The sequence below is a fragment of the Microbacterium dextranolyticum genome, from assembly GCF_016907295.1.
Taxonomy (GTDB): Bacteria; Actinomycetota; Actinomycetes; order Actinomycetales; family Microbacteriaceae; genus Microbacterium; species Microbacterium dextranolyticum.
Window position 1 is genome coordinate 1,690,141 of record NZ_JAFBBR010000001.1, and the last position, 18,289, is coordinate 1,708,429.

The 18,289-nt window shown below is 68.8% G+C and carries 11 protein-coding genes and 1 tRNA gene; 9 read left to right on the forward strand and 3 right to left on the reverse strand.

The window, feature by feature from the left end:
* The first annotated feature begins 22 nt into the window (after positions 1 to 22).
* From gltB to pyk, 3 genes are read left to right on the forward strand one after another with little or no spacing between them, the layout of a single operon-like run.
* A complete protein-coding gene (gltB, locus tag JOE64_RS07765; protein ID WP_204963724.1) occupies positions 23 to 4,621 on the forward strand; it encodes a glutamate synthase large subunit in 4,599 nt (1,532 codons plus the stop codon).
* The gene (locus JOE64_RS07770) at positions 4,614 to 6,083 is read left to right on the forward strand and encodes a glutamate synthase subunit beta (RefSeq protein WP_204963725.1); all 1,470 of its coding nucleotides are present in this window, start codon (positions 4,614 to 4,616) and stop codon (positions 6,081 to 6,083) included. The genes gltB and JOE64_RS07770 overlap by 8 nt, the downstream gene beginning before the upstream one ends.
* Positions 6,084 to 6,128: 45 nt before the next feature.
* The gene (gene pyk, locus JOE64_RS07775; RefSeq protein WP_204963726.1) at positions 6,129 to 7,577 is read left to right on the forward strand and encodes a pyruvate kinase; all 1,449 of its coding nucleotides are present in this window, start codon (positions 6,129 to 6,131) and stop codon (positions 7,575 to 7,577) included.
* 129 nt (positions 7,578 to 7,706) lie between these two features.
* On the opposite strand, the gene JOE64_RS07780 is transcribed toward pyk, so the two are convergent.
* Positions 7,707 to 7,792, reverse strand: a tRNA-Leu gene (locus JOE64_RS07780).
* A 34-nt stretch (positions 7,793 to 7,826) separates the two neighbouring features.
* Here JOE64_RS07780 and JOE64_RS07785 point away from each other — a divergent pair.
* A complete protein-coding gene (locus tag JOE64_RS07785; RefSeq protein WP_204963727.1) occupies positions 7,827 to 8,447 on the forward strand; it encodes an ANTAR domain-containing response regulator in 621 nt (206 codons plus the stop codon).
* Between the two features lie 38 nt (positions 8,448 to 8,485).
* Here JOE64_RS07785 and JOE64_RS07790 read toward each other — a convergent pair whose 3' ends face one another.
* Complete coding sequence (locus JOE64_RS07790; RefSeq protein WP_204963728.1) at positions 8,486 to 8,920, reverse strand: hotdog fold thioesterase; 435 nt, start codon at positions 8,918 to 8,920, stop codon at positions 8,486 to 8,488.
* A gap of 67 nt (positions 8,921 to 8,987) precedes the next feature.
* Between JOE64_RS07790 and polA the strand changes: the two genes are divergently transcribed.
* The 5 genes from polA (at position 8,988) to JOE64_RS07815 (ending at position 16,703) form a co-directional block, all read left to right on the forward strand.
* Positions 8,988 to 11,645 carry a DNA polymerase I gene (gene polA / locus JOE64_RS07795; protein WP_204963729.1) on the forward strand — a complete coding sequence of 886 codons (2,658 nt, stop codon included), beginning with the start codon at positions 8,988 to 8,990 and terminating at the stop codon, positions 11,643 to 11,645.
* A 23-nt stretch (positions 11,646 to 11,668) separates the two neighbouring features.
* Positions 11,669 to 13,345 (forward strand): DUF885 domain-containing protein, encoded by a 1,677-nt coding sequence (locus JOE64_RS07800; RefSeq protein ID WP_204963730.1) that lies wholly within the window; start codon positions 11,669 to 11,671, stop codon positions 13,343 to 13,345.
* An 87-nt stretch (positions 13,346 to 13,432) separates the two neighbouring features.
* Complete coding sequence (locus tag JOE64_RS07805; protein ID WP_204963731.1) at positions 13,433 to 14,473, forward strand: LLM class flavin-dependent oxidoreductase; 1,041 nt, start codon at positions 13,433 to 13,435, stop codon at positions 14,471 to 14,473.
* Between the two features lie 59 nt (positions 14,474 to 14,532).
* On the forward strand, positions 14,533 to 15,894 hold the full coding sequence (locus JOE64_RS07810) for an MFS transporter (RefSeq protein ID WP_204963732.1): 1,362 nt from the start codon (positions 14,533 to 14,535) through the stop codon (positions 15,892 to 15,894).
* Positions 15,895 to 15,941: 47 nt separating this feature from the next.
* A complete protein-coding gene (locus JOE64_RS07815) occupies positions 15,942 to 16,703 on the forward strand; it encodes an SGNH/GDSL hydrolase family protein (protein ID WP_204963733.1) in 762 nt (253 codons plus the stop codon).
* Positions 16,704 to 16,788: 85 nt separating this feature from the next.
* Here the strand turns inward: JOE64_RS07815 and JOE64_RS07820 are convergent, their stop codons facing one another.
* A complete protein-coding gene (locus JOE64_RS07820) occupies positions 16,789 to 18,054 on the reverse strand; it encodes an MFS transporter (protein WP_204965009.1) in 1,266 nt (421 codons plus the stop codon).
* Positions 18,055 to 18,289: the final 235 nt, after the last annotated feature.

Consider the following 18,289-nt stretch of genomic DNA (forward strand, 5'->3'; position numbering starts at 1 on the left):
CTTGACCATGAGGACGGTAGCAATGGCCTCGAGCCCCCGTCGCGGAGAAACTCCCGACAGCATCGCGCTGAGCGCATCGGGCATCCCCTCGAAGCAGGGTATGTACAACCCGGCATTCGAGAAGGACGCCTGCGGTCTCGCCATGGTGGCGACGCTGCGCGGCACGCCCGGGCACGACATCGTCGACCTGGCGCTCACCGCGCTGCGCAATCTCGAGCATCGTGGGGCCATCGGCTCCGACGCCGGGACGGGCGACGGCGCCGGCATCCTCACGCAGATGCCCGATGCCTTCCTGCGCGCGGTCGTCGGATTCGATCTGCCGCCGGTGGGGGAGTACGCCGCGGGTCTCGCGTTCCTGCCGCTGGAGGACGGCGCGCGCGCCGAGGTGAAGGCCGGCGTCGAGCGGGTCGCCGCCTCGGAGGGACTGACCGTGCTCGGCTGGCGCGTCGTGCCCACGGAGGACGAGCACCTCGGCAAGCTGGCCTTCGCCGCGCGTCCCGCCTTCGAGCAGCTCTTCGTCTCGCGCCCGGCCGTCGGCGACGCGCCGGCGCTGAGCGGTATCGACCTGGATCGTCGCGTCTATCGTCTGCGCAAGCGCGCGCGGCGCGAGCACGGTGCGTACTTCGTCTCGCTGAGCGCCCGGACGCTCGGGTACAAGGGCATGGTCACCACGCTCCAGCTCGAGCCGTTCTACCCGGACCTGCAGGACGAACGCTTCGAGAGCGAGCTGGCGGTCGTCCACTCGCGCTACTCGACGAACACCTTCCCCTCGTGGCCGCTCGCCCAGCCGCTGCGCATGCTCGCGCACAACGGTGAGATCAACACCGTGGGCGCGAACCGCAACTGGATGCGAGCGCGGCAGTCGCAGCTCGAGTCCGAGCTCGTGGGCGACATCCGCCCGCTCCTGCCGATCTGCACCGAGGGCGCGAGCGACTCGGCGTCGTTCGACGAGGTGCTGGAGCTTCTCACGCTCACGGGTCGGAGCCTGCCGCACGCCGTCATGATGATGGTGCCCGAAGCGTACGAGAAGCAGACGACGCTCGACCCCGATCTGCGCGCCTTCTACGAGTACCACTCCATGCAGATGGAGCCCTGGGACGGCCCCGCGGCGCTGATCTTCACCGACGGCACGCTCGTGGGCGCGACGCTCGACCGCAACGGTCTGCGCCCGGGCCGCTGGACCGAGACGACCGACGGCCTCGTCGTCATCGGCTCCGAGACCGGTGTGCTGGACTTCGAGCCGGCGCGCATCAAGCGTCGCGGACGTCTGCGTCCCGGCCGCATGTTCGTCGTCGACACCGCGCAGCGCCGCATCATCGAGGACGAAGAGGTCAAGCGCGACCTCGCGAACCTGAAGCCGTGGCAGGAGTGGCTCGATGCCGGGCGCGTACGCCTGAAGGACCTGCCCGAGCGGGAGCACATCGTGCACCCGATCGCGTCGATCACGCGCCGCCAGCGTACGTTCGGGTACACCGAGGAGGAAGTGCGCATCCTCCTCACCCCCATGGGTCAGAACGGCGCCGAGCCGCTCGGCGCAATGGGGTCGGATGCGCCGATCGCGGTGCTCAGCGAGCGTCCGCGCCTGCTGTTCGACTACTTCGTGCAGCAGTTCGCGCAGGTGACGAACCCGCCGCTCGACTCGATCCGCGAAGAGGTCGTGACGTCGCTGTCGCTGGGTCTCGGACCCGAGCGGAACCTGCTGTCGTGGGGTCCGGAGCACACGCGCACCGTGACACTCGACTTCCCCGTGATCGACAACGACGAACTCGCCAAGCTGCAGAACATCGACAAGGCGATGCCCGGACGGCGCAGTGCCACGATCCGTGGCCTGTACCACTTCGACCAGGGCGATCACTCGCTCGAGAAGCGCATCGAAGAGATGTGCGCGGAGGTCGATGCGGCGATCGCCGACGGCGCCGAGTTCATCATCCTGAGCGACCGGGACTCCAACAAGGATCTCGTGCCGATCCCGTCGCTGCTGATGCTCTCGGCCGTGCATCATCACCTGATCCGGCGCGAGAACCGCATGAAGGTCGGCCTGGTGGTCGAAGCGGGCGACGTGCGCGAAGTTCACCACGTCGCGACGCTCATCGGCTACGGCGCATCCGCCGTGAACCCGTACCTCGCGATGGAGACGGTCGAGTACCTCGTGCGCGCCGGCTTCATCACCGGGATCTCGCCGGAGAAGGCGGTCGCGAACCTCATCTATGCGCTCGGCAAGGGCGTGTTGAAGATCATGTCCAAGATGGGTATCTCGACGGTCTCGTCGTACGCCGGGTCGCAGGTGTTCGAGGCGGTCGGTTTGTCGGAGGACTTCGTCGAGAAGTACTTCACGGGTACCGAGACGAAGCTCGGCGGCGTCGGCATCGTCGAGATCGCACGCGAGAACCAGGCGCGTCACGACTACGCCTACCCCGAGGACGAGGCGGCGCGCACGCACGAGCGGCTGTGGACAGGCGGCGAGTACCAGTGGCGCCGGGACGGTGCGCCGCACCTGTTCAACCCCGACACCGTGTTCCGTCTGCAGCACTCCACCCGTGAGCGCCGCTACGACATCTTCCGCCAGTACACGAAGCTCGTCGACGACCAGTCGGCCGAGCTGAAGACGCTGCGCGGCATGTTCCGTCTGAAGACCGGGGAGCGTCCGCCCGTCCCGATCGACGAGGTCGAGCCCGTCTCGTCGATCGTGCGGCGTTTCTCGACCGGAGCGATGAGCTACGGCTCGATCTCCAAAGAGGCGCACGAGACCCTCGCGATCGCGATGAACTCGATCGGCGCGAAGTCCAACACGGGCGAGGGTGGCGAGGACGTCGAGCGTCTGCTCGACCCGTCCCGTCGCAGCGCGATCAAGCAGGTCGCCTCGGGCCGGTTCGGTGTCACGAGCATGTATCTGACGCACGCGGATGACATCCAGATCAAGCTCGCGCAGGGTGCCAAACCCGGCGAGGGCGGTCAGCTGCCGCCGGCCAAGGTCTACCCGTGGATCGCGCGCACCCGCGGCGGGACGCCGGGTGTCGGACTGATCTCGCCGCCGCCCCACCACGACATCTACTCGATCGAAGACCTGAAGCAGCTCATCTTCGACCTGAAGCGTGCGAACCCCGCGGCGCGGGTGCACGTCAAGCTCGTGAGCCAGTCGGGAATCGGCGCGGTCGCGGCCGGAACGGCCAAGGCTCTCGCGGATGTGATCCTGGTCTCCGGCCACGACGGCGGCACCGGCGCCAGCCCGCTGAACTCGCTCAAGCACGCGGGTACGCCGTGGGAGCTGGGTCTGGCCGAGACGCAGCAGACGTTGATGCTCAACGACATGCGCGACCGCGTGGTCGTCCAGGCGGATGGACAGCTCAAGACCGGTCGCGACGTCGTCATCGCCGCGCTGCTGGGCGCGGAGGAGTTCGGCTTCGCCACGACCGCTCTCGTGGTGGAAGGCTGCGTCATGATGCGCGTCTGCCATCTCGACACCTGCCCCGTGGGCGTGGCCACGCAGAATCCGGTGCTCCGCAAGCGCTTCACGGGCAAGCCCGAGCACGTCGTGAACTTCATGGAGTTCGTGGCGCAGGAGGTGCGCGAGTACCTCGCCGAACTCGGTTTCCGTACGCTCGACGAAGCGATCGGCCGCAACGACATGCTCGACACGAGCGGCGCCGTGGACCACTGGAAGGCGGCCGACCTCGACCTCGCTCCGATCCTCGCCGGTCCGGCTTTCGGTCCCGACGTGCCGCGGCGCCATCTGCGCGATCAGGACCACGAGCTCGAGAAGCACTTCGACGTCGGCCTCATCGAACGGTCGCAGGATGTCATCGCCCACGGCGGTCACCTCGCGATCGATCTGCCGATCCGCAACACGGAGCGCGCCGTCGGGACGATGCTCGGCAACCGCGTCACCCTGCAGCATGGCGAGCACGGACTGCCGTCCGGCAGCATCGAGGTCAACCTCACCGGGTCGGCGGGGCAGTCCTTCGGCGCCTTCCTGCCCGCCGGGATCACGCTGCGCCTCGAGGGCGACTCGAACGATTACGTCGGCAAGGGCCTCTCCGGTGGTCAGATCGTCGTGCGGCCTCCGCGCGACGCTGCGTTCGACGCGTCGCAGAACGTGATCGCGGGCAACGTGATCGGGTACGGTGCGACCCAGGGGAGCCTCTTCCTCCGCGGCGTCGTGGGGGAGCGCTTCCTGGTGCGCAACTCGGGTGCCACCGCGGTCGTCGAGGGCGTGGGCGACCACGCGCTCGAGTACATGACCGGCGGGCTCGCGGTCATCCTCGGCGCCACCGGGCGCAACCTCGGAGCCGGCATGTCCGGCGGCACCGCCTACATCTACAAGCTCGACCGCGACTTGGTGAACAGTGAGGCCCTGGCCAGCGGCGAACTGGAACTGCTCGCGCTGGGGTCCGGTGACGCCGAGATCCTGCACGACCTGCTCGAGCGGCACGTCGCCGAGACCGGCTCGACCCTCGCCGCAGGCCTCCTGGAGGACTTCGAGGCCGAGACGCACAACTTCGTCCGAGTACGGCCGCGTGACTACGCGGCCGTGCTGCAGACCCGACAGGACGCCGCCGCCGAGGGGCTGGACCCCGACAGCGACGTCGTCTGGACACGCATCCTGGAGGTGACCGGTGGCTGACCCGAAGGGCTTCCTGAAGACCACCGAGCGCGAGCTCCCGGCGCGCCGGCCGGTTCCCGTGCGCATCATGGACTGGAAAGAGGTCTACGAACCGGGCGACAGCGCGGTTCTGCGACGCCAAGCGGGACGCTGCATGGACTGCGGCATTCCGTTCTGCCACAAGGGATGCCCCTTGGGGAACCTCATCCCGGAGTGGAACGACCTCATGTGGCGCGGCGAGGGCCGTTCGGCCATCGAACGTCTGCACGCGACGAACAACTTCCCCGAGTTCACGGGGCGCCTGTGCCCGGCTCCGTGCGAGAGCTCCTGCGTGCTGGGCATCAACCAGCCCGCCGTCACCATCAAGCAGGTCGAGGTGTCCATCATCGACGACGCCTTCGCCAGCGGGTGGGTGGAGCCCGAGCCGCCTGCTCGGCTCACGGGCAAGACCGTCGCGGTCGTCGGCTCCGGTCCCGCGGGTCTCGCCGCGGCGCAGCAGCTGACCCGCGCCGGTCACACGGTGGCGGTCTTCGAGCGAGACGACCGCATCGGCGGTCTCCTGCGCTACGGCATCCCCGACTTCAAGATGGAGAAGCGGCACATCGAGTCGCGTCTGCGTCAGATGCAGGACGAGGGCACGCGCTTCCGCGCGGGCGTCGAGATCGGCGTCGACATCACCTGGAGCGATCTGCGGGCACGGTACGACGCCGTCGTCGTCGCCACCGGCTCCACGGTTCCCCGTGACATCCCGATTCCGGGCCGCGACCTGGACGGCGTGCACTTCGCGATGGAGTACCTCGTCGAGTCCAACAAGGTCGTGGCGGGCGACCAGGTTCCCCAGCAGATCGACGCCGAAGGCAAGCACGTCATCGTCATCGGCGGCGGCGACACCGGTGCGGACTGCATCGGGACGGCGCACCGTCAGGGCGCGCTGAGCGTGACGAACCTCGCGATCGGCACGCAGCCGCCGACGGCACGCCCCGACCACCAGCCGTGGCCGACGATGCCAACCCTGTTCGAGGTCTCGTCGGCGCACGAGGAAGGCGGTGAGCGCACCTACCTCGCGTCGACCGTCGAGTTCCTCGGCAACGAGGCGGGCGAGGTGCGTGCGCTTCGGCTGGCCGAGACCGAGTACCTGCCCGACGGACGCCGTGTGCCCAAGAGCGGCACCGAGCGGGAGATCCCCGCCGACCTCGTCCTCATCGCGATGGGTTTCACCGGCCCGGAGCGCGGCGCGCTCGAAGACCAGCTGGGTACCGTGTTCACGGGCCGCGGCAACGTCGAACGCGGCGACGACTACCAGTCGACCGCTGCGGGTGTCTTCGTGGCGGGCGATGCCGGTCGTGGCCAGTCCCTGATCGTCTGGGCGATCGCCGAGGGGCGGGCCGCCGCGGCAGCCGTCGACGAGTACCTCATGGGGCGGACGAACCTGCCCGCCCCCGTGGGACCGCGAGACATCGCGATCGGCCTTCAGCCCGCGTAGGCTGAGCACAACCCCCGAAAACACACACAGACCGGAGAGTCAGTAGTGAGACGCGCGAAGATCGTCGCAACCCTGGGACCCGCCACCGAATCGTACGAGATGATCCGCGCGATCATCGAGGCCGGAGTGGACGTCGCCCGATTGAACCTGAGCCACGGCTCCTACACCGAGCACGGTGGCCGTTTCGCCAACGTGCGCAAGGCGGCGGAGGACGCGGGCAAGGCCGTCGCGATCCTCGTCGATCTGCAGGGCCCCAAGATCCGCCTCGGCAAGTTCTCGGACGGGCCCCACGACCTCGAGGTGGGCGAGACGTTCCGCATCACCACGGATGAGGTGGTCGGCACCCGCGACCTCGTCGGCACGACCTTCAAGGGTCTCGCCGGCGACGTGAAGCCCGGTGACTCGCTTCTGATCGACGACGGCAAGGTCCGCGTCGAGGTCGTGAGCGTGGACGGCCCCGTCGTGACCACGAAGGTCGTCGTGGCCGGCACGGTCTCCAACAACAAGGGCATCAACCTGCCCGGCGTCGCCGTGAGCGTTCCCGCCCTGTCCGAGAAGGACGAGGCCGACCTGCGCTGGGGTCTGCAGGCCGGTGCCGACCTCATCGCCCTGTCGTTCGTGCGCAACGCCGCCGACATCACCCGCGTGCACGAGATCATGGCGGAGGAGGGCCGCAAGGTCCCCGTCATCGCCAAGATCGAGAAGCCGCAGGCCGTCGACAACCTCGAGGAGATCATCGACGCCTTCGACGGCATCATGGTCGCCCGTGGCGACCTGGCCGTCGAGCTGCCGCTCGAGGCGGTGCCGATCGTCCAGAAGCGCGCCGTCGAGCTCTGCCGCCGCATGGCGAAGCCGGTCATCGTCGCGACGCAGATGCTCGAGTCGATGACGCACGCTCCGGTGCCGACGCGCGCCGAGGCATCCGACGTCGCCAACGCCGTCCTCGACGGCGCCGACGCGGTCATGCTCTCGGGCGAGACGAGCGTGGGTGACTATCCGGTCGTGACGGTCCAGACGATGGCCCGCATCGTGGAGTCCACCGAGGACCACGGTCTCGACCGCATCAAGCCGGTTCCGACGCGTCCCCGCACGCAGGGCGGCATCATCACGCTCGCCGCCAACGAGGTCGCCGAGTTCGTCGAGGCGGCCTACATCTGCATCTTCACTGAATCGGGTGACACGGCGCGACGTATGTCCCGTCTGCGCCCCGGCATCCCGATGATGGCATTCGCCGTCGACCCCGCGATCCGTCGTCGCATGGCGCTGACCTGGGGCGTGCAGTCGACCCTCGTCGAGCACGTCGCGCACACGGATCTGATGTTCAAGCAGGTCGACGAATTCTTCCTGGGCCAGGGCCTCGCGAAGGAAGGCGACAAGGTCGTCGTGATCTCCGGATCCCCTCCCGGGATCATCGGGTCGACGAACGACATCCGCGTCCACAAGATCGGCGACGCCGTCAACGGCAAGGCACCGATCTACAAGGCCGAGGCGTAAGTCGACGCAGCGCAGGGCGGATGCCCGGGGAACAGCCCCGGGCATCCGCCCTGCGGCGTTGACGGCGGTCCATACACGGCTGCTGGGGCCGCGCGGGGAGGGATTCCGAGGCTCTGCCTCGGAAGAGTGTGGTGCCGGTGGTGGGAGTCGAACCCACACGCCCTTTCGGGCAACCGAGTTTGAGTCGGTCGCGTCTGCCATTCCGCCACACCGGCGTGTGACGAATCGACGATACCGTAGGATTCAAAGGTGACTGAGCAGGAACTGAGCACCCCACCCGCCGCGACCACCCCGCGCCGCGTCGTCGTGGCCGAGGACGAGTCGCTGATCCGCCTCGACATCGTGGAGATCCTCCGCGACAACGGCTTCGATGTCGTCGGTGAAGCGGGCGACGGCGAGACGGCCGTGCAGCTTGCCACGGAACTGCGCCCCGACCTCGTCATCATGGACGTGAAGATGCCCGTCCTCGACGGCATCAGCGCAGCTGAGAAGCTCAGCAAGAACCACGTCGCTCCCGTCGTGCTGCTGACGGCGTTCAGCCAGAAGGAGCTGGTGGAGCGTGCGAGCGAGGCGGGCGCCCTCGCGTACGTCGTGAAGCCGTTCACCCCGAACGACCTGCTGCCCGCGATCGAGATCGCGCTGGCCCGCTACGAGCAGATCATCACCCTTGAGGCCGAGGTCGCCGACATGGTCGAGCGCTTCGAGACGCGCAAGCTCGTCGACCGCGCGAAGGGCCTGCTGAACGAGAAGATGGGCCTCAGCGAGCCGGAGGCGTTCCGCTGGATCCAGAAGGCGTCCATGGACCGTCGCCTCACGATGCAGGACGTCGCGAAGGCGATCATCGAGCAGCTCTCGCCCAAGAAGGGCTGACCGCGGGGGAGCGGTCGCCGGAGCATCCGGCGGGCCGATCAGCCGACCGGGCGATCCTTGATCAGGTTCGTGATCCGGATGGTAGAGCACCGACGCCCTGCCTCATCGGTGACGGCGATCTCGTGCACGGTCATCGTCCGTCCGAGGTGGATCGGCGTGCACACGCCCGTGACGAGACCGCTGGTCGCCGAGCGGGTGTGCGTCGCGTTGATGTCGACGCCGACGGCGAGCCGCTCGGGGCCGGCATGGAGGTTCGCCGCCATCGACCCGAGCGACTCGCCCAGCACGACGTAGGCACCGCCGTGCAGCAGACCCACGGGTTGCGTGTTCCCCTCGACGGGCATGGTCGCCACGGCGCGCCCGACCGTGAACTCGACGAACTCGATGCCCATCTTCTCCGCGAGTGCACCCTTGCCGCGCTCTCGCGCCCAGGCGATTCCGTCGATGTCTGCGGGGGTGCGGGGATCGGTCATCATCCACCTTCGGAAGCGATCGGAACGAGGGAGGTCCGGTGTCTGTGCCCGCGTCTAGGCTGTCAGGGTGACGGACTCCGGAAAGCCTACTCTTCTCGTCGTCGACGGCCATTCGCTCGCCTACCGCGCGTTCTTCGCCCTGCCGGTCGACAACTTCTCGACGAAGGACGGGCAGCACACCAACGGGATCTACGGATTCCTGTCGATGTTCGTGAACCTGATCAAGGCGGAGAAGCCGACCCACCTCGCGGTCGCGTTCGACACGTCCCGGCACTCGTTTCGGACGGATGAGTATCCCGAGTACAAGGCGACGCGCTCGGCGTCGCCGGTGGAGTTCACGGGGCAGATCCCGCTTCTGCAGGAGTGTCTCGCTGCCATGAACGTGACCGTCCTCACCAAGGAGGGCGTCGAGGCCGACGACATCCTCGCGACCCTCGCCACAGAAGGCGCGGCGGCCGGCTTCGACGTGCTGGTGTGCTCGGGCGATCGCGACACGATCCAGCTGGTCACCGACGACGTGACGCTGCTCTACCCGAGCGTTCAGGGCGTCTCGCAGCTCAAGCGCTACACGCCCGACGCCGTCGTCGAGAAGTACGGGATGCCGCCGGCGAACTATCCCGATATCGCTGCACTCGTGGGCGAGACGAGCGACAACCTTCCCGGCGTGCCCAAAGTCGGTGAGAAGACGGCGGTGAAGTGGCTCACGCAATGGGGCAGCCTCGACGCCCTGCTCGAGAACGCCGACAAGGTTACCGGCGTCGTGGGGGGGAACCTCCGTGAGCACCTCGACGACGTCCGCCGCAACCGCGCGCTGAACGCGCTGCTGCGCGATGTGGAGCTCCCTGTCGGCCCCGAGGACCTCGCGGTACGGGCGATCGACGCGCAGGCGGTGCGGGAGATCTTCGCACGATTGGAGTTCCGCACGCTGCTTCCCCGTGTCTTCGACGCAGTCGGCGTCGAAGAGGGCGATGCCGAGGGATCGGATGCCACCGTCGTTGCTGCTCCCGTCGCCGCACAGCTGGATGGCGTCGGCGCCGCCGCCTGGATCGCGTCGCACGCGGACGAGCTCGGCGTCACGGTGACGCTCGACAACGGCCGCCCGATTCGGGTCGGCGTCGCAACGGTCGATCCCACCGAAGACCAGCCGGCGGTGATCGAGGTGACGTGGAGCGACGATGTCGCCGACGTCCTCCGGCCCTGGCTCGAGAGCGACGCGCCGAAGGTGCTCGTCGACGCGAAACCGCAGGTCAAGGCGCTGCGCCGTGCGGGGGTGTCGCTCGGCGGGTTGACGTTCGATCCGGTCCTGGCCGGATGGCTGTCGCGGCCGAGCTTTCCCGACAAGACGCTGGGCGATCTCGTGGAGCGCCACCTCGACGAGAAGCTGCCGGAGGCCGATCCCTCGCAGCTCGTCCCTGAGACGGAAGGCGCCACGCCCGGCCAACTGGCCTGGTACGCGCTGCGCGTGACCGACGCGATCCGGCAGGAGATGCCGGCATCCGTCGGCCGCGTCTTCACCGAGATCGAGCTGCCCACCCTGGGGGCACTCGCCGACATGGAGCTCGCCGGCGTGGCGATCTCGCATGAGAAGCTGTCGGCGTTCTCCGCCGAGTTGTCCGCGCGCGCCGACGACATCGCCCAGCGCGCCTACGCCGAGATCGACCGTGAGGTCAACCTCGGGTCGCCCAAGCAGCTGCAGGACGTCCTCTTCGAGCAGCTTCAGCTTCCGAAGACGCGCAAGACCAAGACAGGCTATTCGACGGATGCCGCCGTTCTCGCGGATCTGCAGGCGAGCAACCCGCACCCGTTCCTCGATCTGCTGCTGCAGCACCGCGAGGCCACGAAACTGCGGCAGATCATCGACTCGCTCGACGTCTCGATCGGCCCGGACGGGCGCACCCACACGACCTACCTGCAGACCGGCAGCCAGACGGGGCGTCTGTCGAGCACGGATCCGAATCTGCAGAACATCCCGATCCGCAACGAGGAGTCGCATCGCATCCGCGCGGCCTTCGAGGTGGGCGAGGGGTACGAGACCCTGCTCACCGCCGACTACTCGCAGATCGAGATGCGGATCATGGCGCATCTGTCCGGTGACGAAGGGCTCATCGAAGCCTTCAATTCCGGCGAGGACCTCCACCGTTTCGTCGGCTCCCGGGTCTTCGGTGTGGAACCTGCCGACGTGTCGCCGGCGATGCGCACGAAGGTCAAAGCGATGAGCTACGGCCTGGTGTACGGGCTGAGCGCATTCGGCCTCTCGAAGCAGCTGCGGATCGAGCAGTCCGAGGCCAAGCAGCTCATGACCGAGTACTTCGCGCGCTTCGGCGCGGTTCGGGACTACCTCCGCTCGTCGGTGGAGCAGGCGCGTATCGACGGGTACACCGAGACGATCTTCGGCCGCCGTCGGCCATTCCCCGACCTCGCCAGCCCCAATCGCGTGCTGCGCGAGAACGCCGAGCGCGCCGCGCTGAACGCCCCCATTCAGGGGAGCGCGGCCGACATCATGAAACTCGGTCTGCTCCACATCCACGAACAGCTGCGTGCGGACGGTCTGCGATCGCGTGTTCTGCTGCAGATCCACGACGAACTGGTCGTGGAGGTCGCGGCAGGGGAGTGGGATGCGGTCGAGAGGATCGTGCGTGCGCGCATGGGCGATGCGGCGGACCTGTCGGTTCCCCTCGATGTGCAGATCGGACGAGGCGCCAACTGGGACGTCGCCGGGCACTGATCCGGTCGGCCTATGCTCGAATGATGACCGACACGACACGCACGCCGACCCCCATCGATGCGATCGCCGAGACGTGGGTCGACATCGCGGCGGAGAACTCCCCGGCGCTGGCGACGTACATCGGGCGGTTCGAGCACAACGGGCGACTCGATGACCTGTCGCCCGACGGGCACGCCCGCGCCCACGCAGTTGCTCGCGACACGCTTGCGGCACTGGCGACGACGGATGCCGTCGACGAGGTGGACGTCGTCACGAAAGCGGACCTCTCCGCCGATCTGGCTCTGCAGATCGCGCTGTACGACGCCGGCGCCCATCAGCGCGACCTGAACGTCATCGCCTCGCCGGCCCAGGAGCTGCGGAACGTCTTCGACCTGATGCCGACAGACACCGTGGAGGATTGGGCCACGGTCTCCACGCGGCTGGCTGCGCTCCCCGCCGCGCTCGAGGGCTACGTCGCGACTCTGCGCGAGGGCATCGCCGCCGGGAACGTGCCGGCGCGTCGGCAGGTCGCGGAGGTCGTCACCCAGATCGCCCGCTACACGGCGGACAGCGGCTACTTCGCCGAGTTCGCCGCCGGTGCAGCGCCCTCGACCGGGCAGCTCCCGGCATCCCTCGCCCGCGAGCTCGCGAACGGAAGCAATGCGGCGCGCGTCGCCTACGACGCCTTCGCCGCCTTCCTCGCCCGTGAGCTCGCGCCCGTGGCATCCGAGCAGGACGCGGTCGGACGAGACCTCTACGCCCTGCACTCGCGTCGGTTCCTCGGGGCCGAGATCGACCTCGACGAGACCTACGAGTGGGGTGTCGAAGAACTCGCGCGCATGGTGGCGGAGCAGGAGGCGATCGCGCAGGAGATCTCCGCGGGCGCCAGCGTGGAAGATGCCGTCGCCCTGCTCGAGCAGGACGAGTCGCGGAAGCTGCACGGTACAGACGCACTGCAGCGATGGATGCAGGAGACGAGCGACCGCGCGGTCGCAGAGCTCGGACGCACACACTTCGACATTCCCGAGCCCATTCGCACTCTCGAGTGCATGATCGCACCGACCCACGAGGGCGGCATCTACTACACCGGGCCGACTGACGACTTCTCCCGGCCCGGTCGCATGTGGTGGTCCGTGCCGGACGGCGTCGACTCGTTCGACACCTGGCGTGAGCTCACGACGGTGTATCACGAGGGAGTGCCCGGGCACCACCTGCAGATCGCTCAGGCCGTGTACAACCGGGCGGAGCTGAACTCGTGGCGGCGGCTGTTGGCCGGATCCAGCGGGCACGCCGAAGGATGGGCGCTCTACGCGGAGCGGCTGATGGAGCAGCTCGGCTATCTCGACGATCCCGCCGATCGCCTCGGCATGCTCGACGGTCAGCGCATGCGCGCCGCGCGCGTCGTGCTCGACATCGGCGTGCACCTCGGCAAGCAGCGCCCTGACGGCGCGGGCGTGTGGGATGCCGATTTCGCCCTCGAGTTCATGCGTCGGAACGTGAACATGCCCGACGAGTTCATCCGCTTCGAGGTGAACCGCTATCTGGGCTGGCCCGGGCAGGCGCCGTCCTACAAGGTCGGTCAGCGCATCTGGGAGCAGATCCGCGACGAGTCCGCCGAGCGCGACGGCGACTCGTTCGACATCAAGCGCTTCCACATGCGGGCGCTGCGGCTGGGCGGTGTCGGCCTCGACACCCTGCGGATGGCTCTCGCGCAGGGTTGAGAGCGGGGTAGGGGCGGGGCGCGCGTGCTCCCCATCGCGTGATCGCCGCAGGGGAATGCCGAGCGCACAACGATGGTTCGCATTCACATGGATGAAGTGGAACTCGGGCTCGACACCTTCGGCGATGTCACGGTGGGAGACGACGGCACCCGCATCAGCGATGCGCAGACGATCCGCGACATCGTCGATCAGGCGGTGCTCGCCGACCAGGTCGGCCTGTCGTTCTTCGGCGTGGGCGAGCATCACCGTCACGAGTTCGCGGTCTCGAGTCCCGAGATCGTGCTGGCGGCCATCGCCGCCCGCACGGATCGCATCCACGTCGGAACGGCCGTCACCGTGCTCTCCAGCGACGATCCGGTGCGGGTCTACGAGCGATTCGCCACCCTCGACGCGATCTCGCGCGGGCGCGCCGAGGTCATCCTCGGACGGGGCTCGTTCATCGAATCCTTCCCGCTCTTCGGCTATGACCTGAGCGACTACGAGGTGCTGTTCGACGAGAAGCTCGACCTGTTCTCGCAGCTGCGCACCGAGCAGCCGGTCACCTGGCAGGGAACCACACGGGCGGCGCTGAGCGATGCCGACGTGTTCCCCAAGACTGAGAACGGCATCCGCGCGTGGGTCGGCGTGGGCGGCTCGCCGGAATCGGTGGTGCGTACCGCCCGGCACGGATACGGGCTGCTGCTGGCCATCATCGGGGGAGCGGCCGCACGATTCCGCCCCTATGTCGACCTCTACCATCGCTCCCTCGACGAGTTCGGACGTGACCGGCTACCCGTGGGCATCCATTCACCCGGCCACGTCGCCGACACCGACGCGCAGGCCTGGGAGGAGCTCTACCCGGCAATGGAGGCGAACCGCAACGCCATCGGCGCCGAGCGCGGATGGCCTCCGTACAGTCGCCTGCAGTTCCAGCACGACATCGGTCCGGAGGGCGCGGTGTACGCCGGATCGCCCGAGACCGTCGCCCGCAAGATCGCGGCGACGGTGCGGACGCTCGGAGCCGACCGCTTCGACCTGAAGTATGCGAACGGCACGTTGTCGCACGCGCGGATGATGCGATCGATCGAGCTCTACGGCAGTCGGGTGGCGCCGATGGTGCGCGACCTCCTGGCATCCGACGCCACGTGACGGCCTGAGGCACCGGAGCCGAGATGACGTCGGCGCCTCAGGTTCCGTAGCATGCAGACATGACCGATGCTCCGACCCGCACCGGATCCGCGATCGCGACGCGGCTCGACCGGCTGCCGTTCACACGCGCGCACCTCAAGGTCGTGACCGGGTCAGGACTCGGCTGGGCGCTCGACGCGATGGACGTCGGTCTCGTCTCGTTCGTCATCGCCGCGCTGATCTCGGAGTGGTCGCTCACGGGGGAGCAGGCGTCGTGGATCGCCTCGGCGGGATTCATCGGCATGGCGGTCGGGGCGAGCGTGGGCGGGTTGCTCGCCGACCGATTCGGTCGTCGGTCCGTCTTCGCCGTCACGCTGCTCGTCTACGGTCTGGCCACCGGTGCCAGTGCTCTGGCGGGGGGAGTGGCCGTCTTGATCGCGCTGCGCGTGATCGTCGGCCTCGGACTCGGCGCCGAGCTACCCGTGGCGAGCACCTATGTCAGCGAGTTCGCTCCCGCGCGGATCCGGGGCCGCGTCATCGTGATCCTCGAGGCGTTCTGGGCCGTGGGCTGGAGCGCGGCGGCTCTCATCGGCTACCTCGTGATTCCGTCGATCGAGGACGGATGGCGGTGGGCGCTGGCGCTCGGAGCGGTGCCGGCGGCGTACGCGCTCGTGGTGCGGTGGGGACTGCCGGAGTCGGCTCGCTGGCTCGAGCGGCGCGGTCGCCACGCCGAGGCGAGCGACGTGGTCGCGCGGTTCGAGTCGTCGCGACCGCTCCGCGCGGGGTCGGATGCGCCTGTCGCACCCTTGCCTGCCGCGCCCGGGCCGTCCGTCGCGACACACGAGCGACGGATCCGCGAGCTGTGGTCGCCCGAGCTGTCGGCGCGCACGGCGGCGCTGTGGGTGGTCTGGTTCTGCGTCAACTTCGCGTACTACGGCGCGTTCATCTGGATTCCGGCGATCCTGTTCTCGCAGGGGTACGACCTCGTGAAGTCGTTCGGATTCACCCTCGTGATCACTCTGGCGCAGCTGCCCGGCTATGCCGTGGCCGCCTGGCTCATCGAGGTCTGGGGGCGGCGGGCGACTCTGTCGGTCTTCCTCGTCGGCGCCGCCGGTTCCGCTGTGTTCTTCGGAACGGCGGCGGGGGAGGGAGGGGTGATCGGCGCCGGCATGGCGCTCTCCTTCTTCACCCTCGGAGCCTGGGGTGCGCTCTACGCCGTGACGCCCGAGATGTATCCGACATCGCTGCGCGCCGCGGGAGCCGGCTGGGCCGCCGGAGTCGGCCGGATCGCCTCGATCGTCGCGCCGCTGAGCGTCCCGCCGTTGCTGGCACTCGGCGGCACGCCTTTTCTGTTCGCGATCTTCGCGGCCTTCTTCGTCGTGGCCGCGGCGGCGGCGTGGGGACTCGCCGACCGTCGCGGCATCCCGCTCGACGACCGGTGACAGGGAGTCGTCACGGGCGGCAGGCGCGGCGGTCGTAGGCTGAGCGGATGGCATCCGTACGTTTCGTCGCCATCGGCGACTCCTTCACCGAGGGCGTGGGCGACGAACTGCCCGACGGCGCCGTGCGCGGATGGGCGGACCTCGTGGCCGCCGGCTGGGCGCAGTCCCGCGGGGAGTCGATCGAGTACGCCAACCTCGCGATCCGCGGCAAGCTTGTCTGGCCCATCGTCGCGCAGCAGCTCGAACCGGCGCTGGCGCTGAAACCGACGCACCTGTCGTTCAACGGCGGCGGCAACGACATGCTGCGGCCGCGCACCTCGGTGGCCCACATCGCCGACGCCTTCAGCCAGGTGCTGCGCCGCTGCGACGAGGAAGGGGTGCGACTGATCCTTCTGTCGGGCGCGAACCCGTCGGCGCAGCTGCCGTTGTCACGCGTGATCCAGCGTCGGGGCGACCTCATGTCGGCCGCGGTCGTGGAGCGGATGGGCGGACGGGGCGACGTCGTGCAGGCGCTGAACTGGCCGGATGCCGCTCTGTCGGACTCCTCCTACTGGTCCGAGGATCGGCTGCACATGAATGCTCGGGGACACCACCGGGTCGCCGCACGCGTGCTCGACGCGCTGGGGGAGCGGGTGCCGGAGGGTTGGTGGTCTCTTCCGGAGCTGCCCGCATCGGCGCGTCTCGCCCGCGGCGAGTACTTTCGCGAGCACCTCGGGCCGTGGTTCCGGCGCCGTCTCACCGGGACCTCCTCGGGGGACGGACGCGAACCGAAGTTCGGCGGCGGCTATGTCGAGGTCGTTCCGCGCTGAGCCCGGGTCATCCCGCGGGGGAGTGCGGGTGGGTGCCGGGTCGCGGGGGAGTGCGGGTGGGTGCCGGGTCGCGGCGGACCGCGTCTCAGCTGCCGGAAGGCGCCCGACGCGGGCGGCGGGGTTCGTCCATCCCGATCAGCACGCGTGTCTTCCGGCGCTCGATCACGATGAACGTCCAGCCGAGGATCCACAGCGGGAACTGCGTGAGGAAGGCGAGCCGGAACGCATCGAGGCGGTAGGTCGACGGCGTTCCCGCGCCCTGCAGGTCGAGCGCGACGCCGATCGCGAAGATCGCGACGAGTGCCGCGAGGAATCCGCCGACGTTCGTGATGCCCGTCGCCGTGCTGAGGCGATGCGCCGGATTGTGCGTGCGCGCGTGGTCGAAGGCGATCATCGATGCCGGTCCACCCATGGCGAGGGCGAATGCCAGGCCGTAGAGCAGCCAGAGGGGAGCGAGCCCGGGCCAGGCGATGACGACGATCCACGCCACGGCCTGCACGGCGATCGCGGGGAGCACCAGTGCGCGTGAGCGCAGGTGCGGGACGCGACGCGACAGGTCGCCCATCACGGGACCGAGGACCATGCCGATGAGGACGTAGGTGGACAGGATGCCGGCGGCGTGGCCCTTGTCCAGGCCCTCGCCCGCCGTCAGGAACGGCATGCCCCAGAGAAGCACGAAGGCCGTGCCGGCGAACGGTGCGGTGAAGTGCGACCAGAAGGCGAGCCGCGTCCCCGGATGCGCCCAGGCTGCGCGGATGCCCACGCCGGTGTCGATCGATGAGCGTACGACCTGGATGGCCCCGGTATGGGTGTCGACGGAGACGTCGGCTCCGACCTCGGGCGGATGGTTGCGCACGACGACGTACACGAGGATGCCGAACAGCACGCAGAGCCCGGCGATGCCGCCGAAGACGACCTCCCAGCTCGTTGCGTGCAGGAGCGCGGCCAGCGGTGCCAGTGCGAGCAGCTGGCCAGCCTGACCCACGAGGCCGGTCATCTGACTCATCAACGGCGCCCGCTGGGCGGGGAACCAGGTCGCCACCAGACGGAGCACGGCGGGGAACACCGCTGCATCGCCGGCGCCGAGGAGCATGCGCGCCACGATGGCGACACCGACACTGGGGGAGAAGGCGAGGGTGAGCTGCCCGGCCGCCATCAGGAGCATCCCGATGGTGATGATGGGGCGTGCCCCATAGCGGTCGAGCAGCAGACCGATGGGGATCTGCATGCCGCCATACACCGCGAGCTGCACGACCGCGAACAGGGACAGCGTCGCGGCATCCGCGCCGAATCGCTCGGCCGCGTCGACGCCGACGGCCGACAGCGAACTGCGGTTGACGACGGCGAGCATGTACGCCGCGACGCCCACGCCCCAGATGAGCCATCCGCGCCATCCGGGGCCGGCGACGGACAGCGGGATGCGGGGGACACTCACCCCTTCACGCTACTCGCGTCGCGGGTCGGGGCCTGAATCGCGGGTGATGCTCAGTCAACCTGACATAATGTGCATTATCAGTGCATCCTCACCCGTCTGAGGCGACTCGGGGCGCGCCATCCGACACCGCGTCATGGTCGCGGTCTATCAT

Bases quoted from the DNA above. Each gene is read 5' to 3' on its own strand.
- JOE64_RS07790 (WP_204963728.1), bottom strand. From the start codon at position 8,920: ATGACCGATCCCCGCACCCCCGCAGACATCGACGGAATCGCCTGGGCG.
- JOE64_RS07810 (WP_204963732.1), top strand. From the start codon at position 14,533: ATGACCGATGCTCCGACCCGCACCGGATCCGCGATCGCGACGCGGCTC.
- JOE64_RS07800 (WP_204963730.1), top strand. From the start codon at position 11,669: ATGACCGACACGACACGCACGCCGACCCCCATCGATGCGATCGCCGAG.
- JOE64_RS07815 (WP_204963733.1), top strand. From the start codon at position 15,942: ATGGCATCCGTACGTTTCGTCGCCATCGGCGACTCCTTCACCGAGGGC.
- JOE64_RS07820 (WP_204965009.1), bottom strand. From the start codon at position 18,054: ATGCTCGCCGTCGTCAACCGCAGTTCGCTGTCGGCCGTCGGCGTCGAC.
- JOE64_RS07805 (WP_204963731.1), top strand. From the start codon at position 13,433: ATGGATGAAGTGGAACTCGGGCTCGACACCTTCGGCGATGTCACGGTG.
- gltB (WP_204963724.1), top strand. From the start codon at position 23: ATGGCCTCGAGCCCCCGTCGCGGAGAAACTCCCGACAGCATCGCGCTG.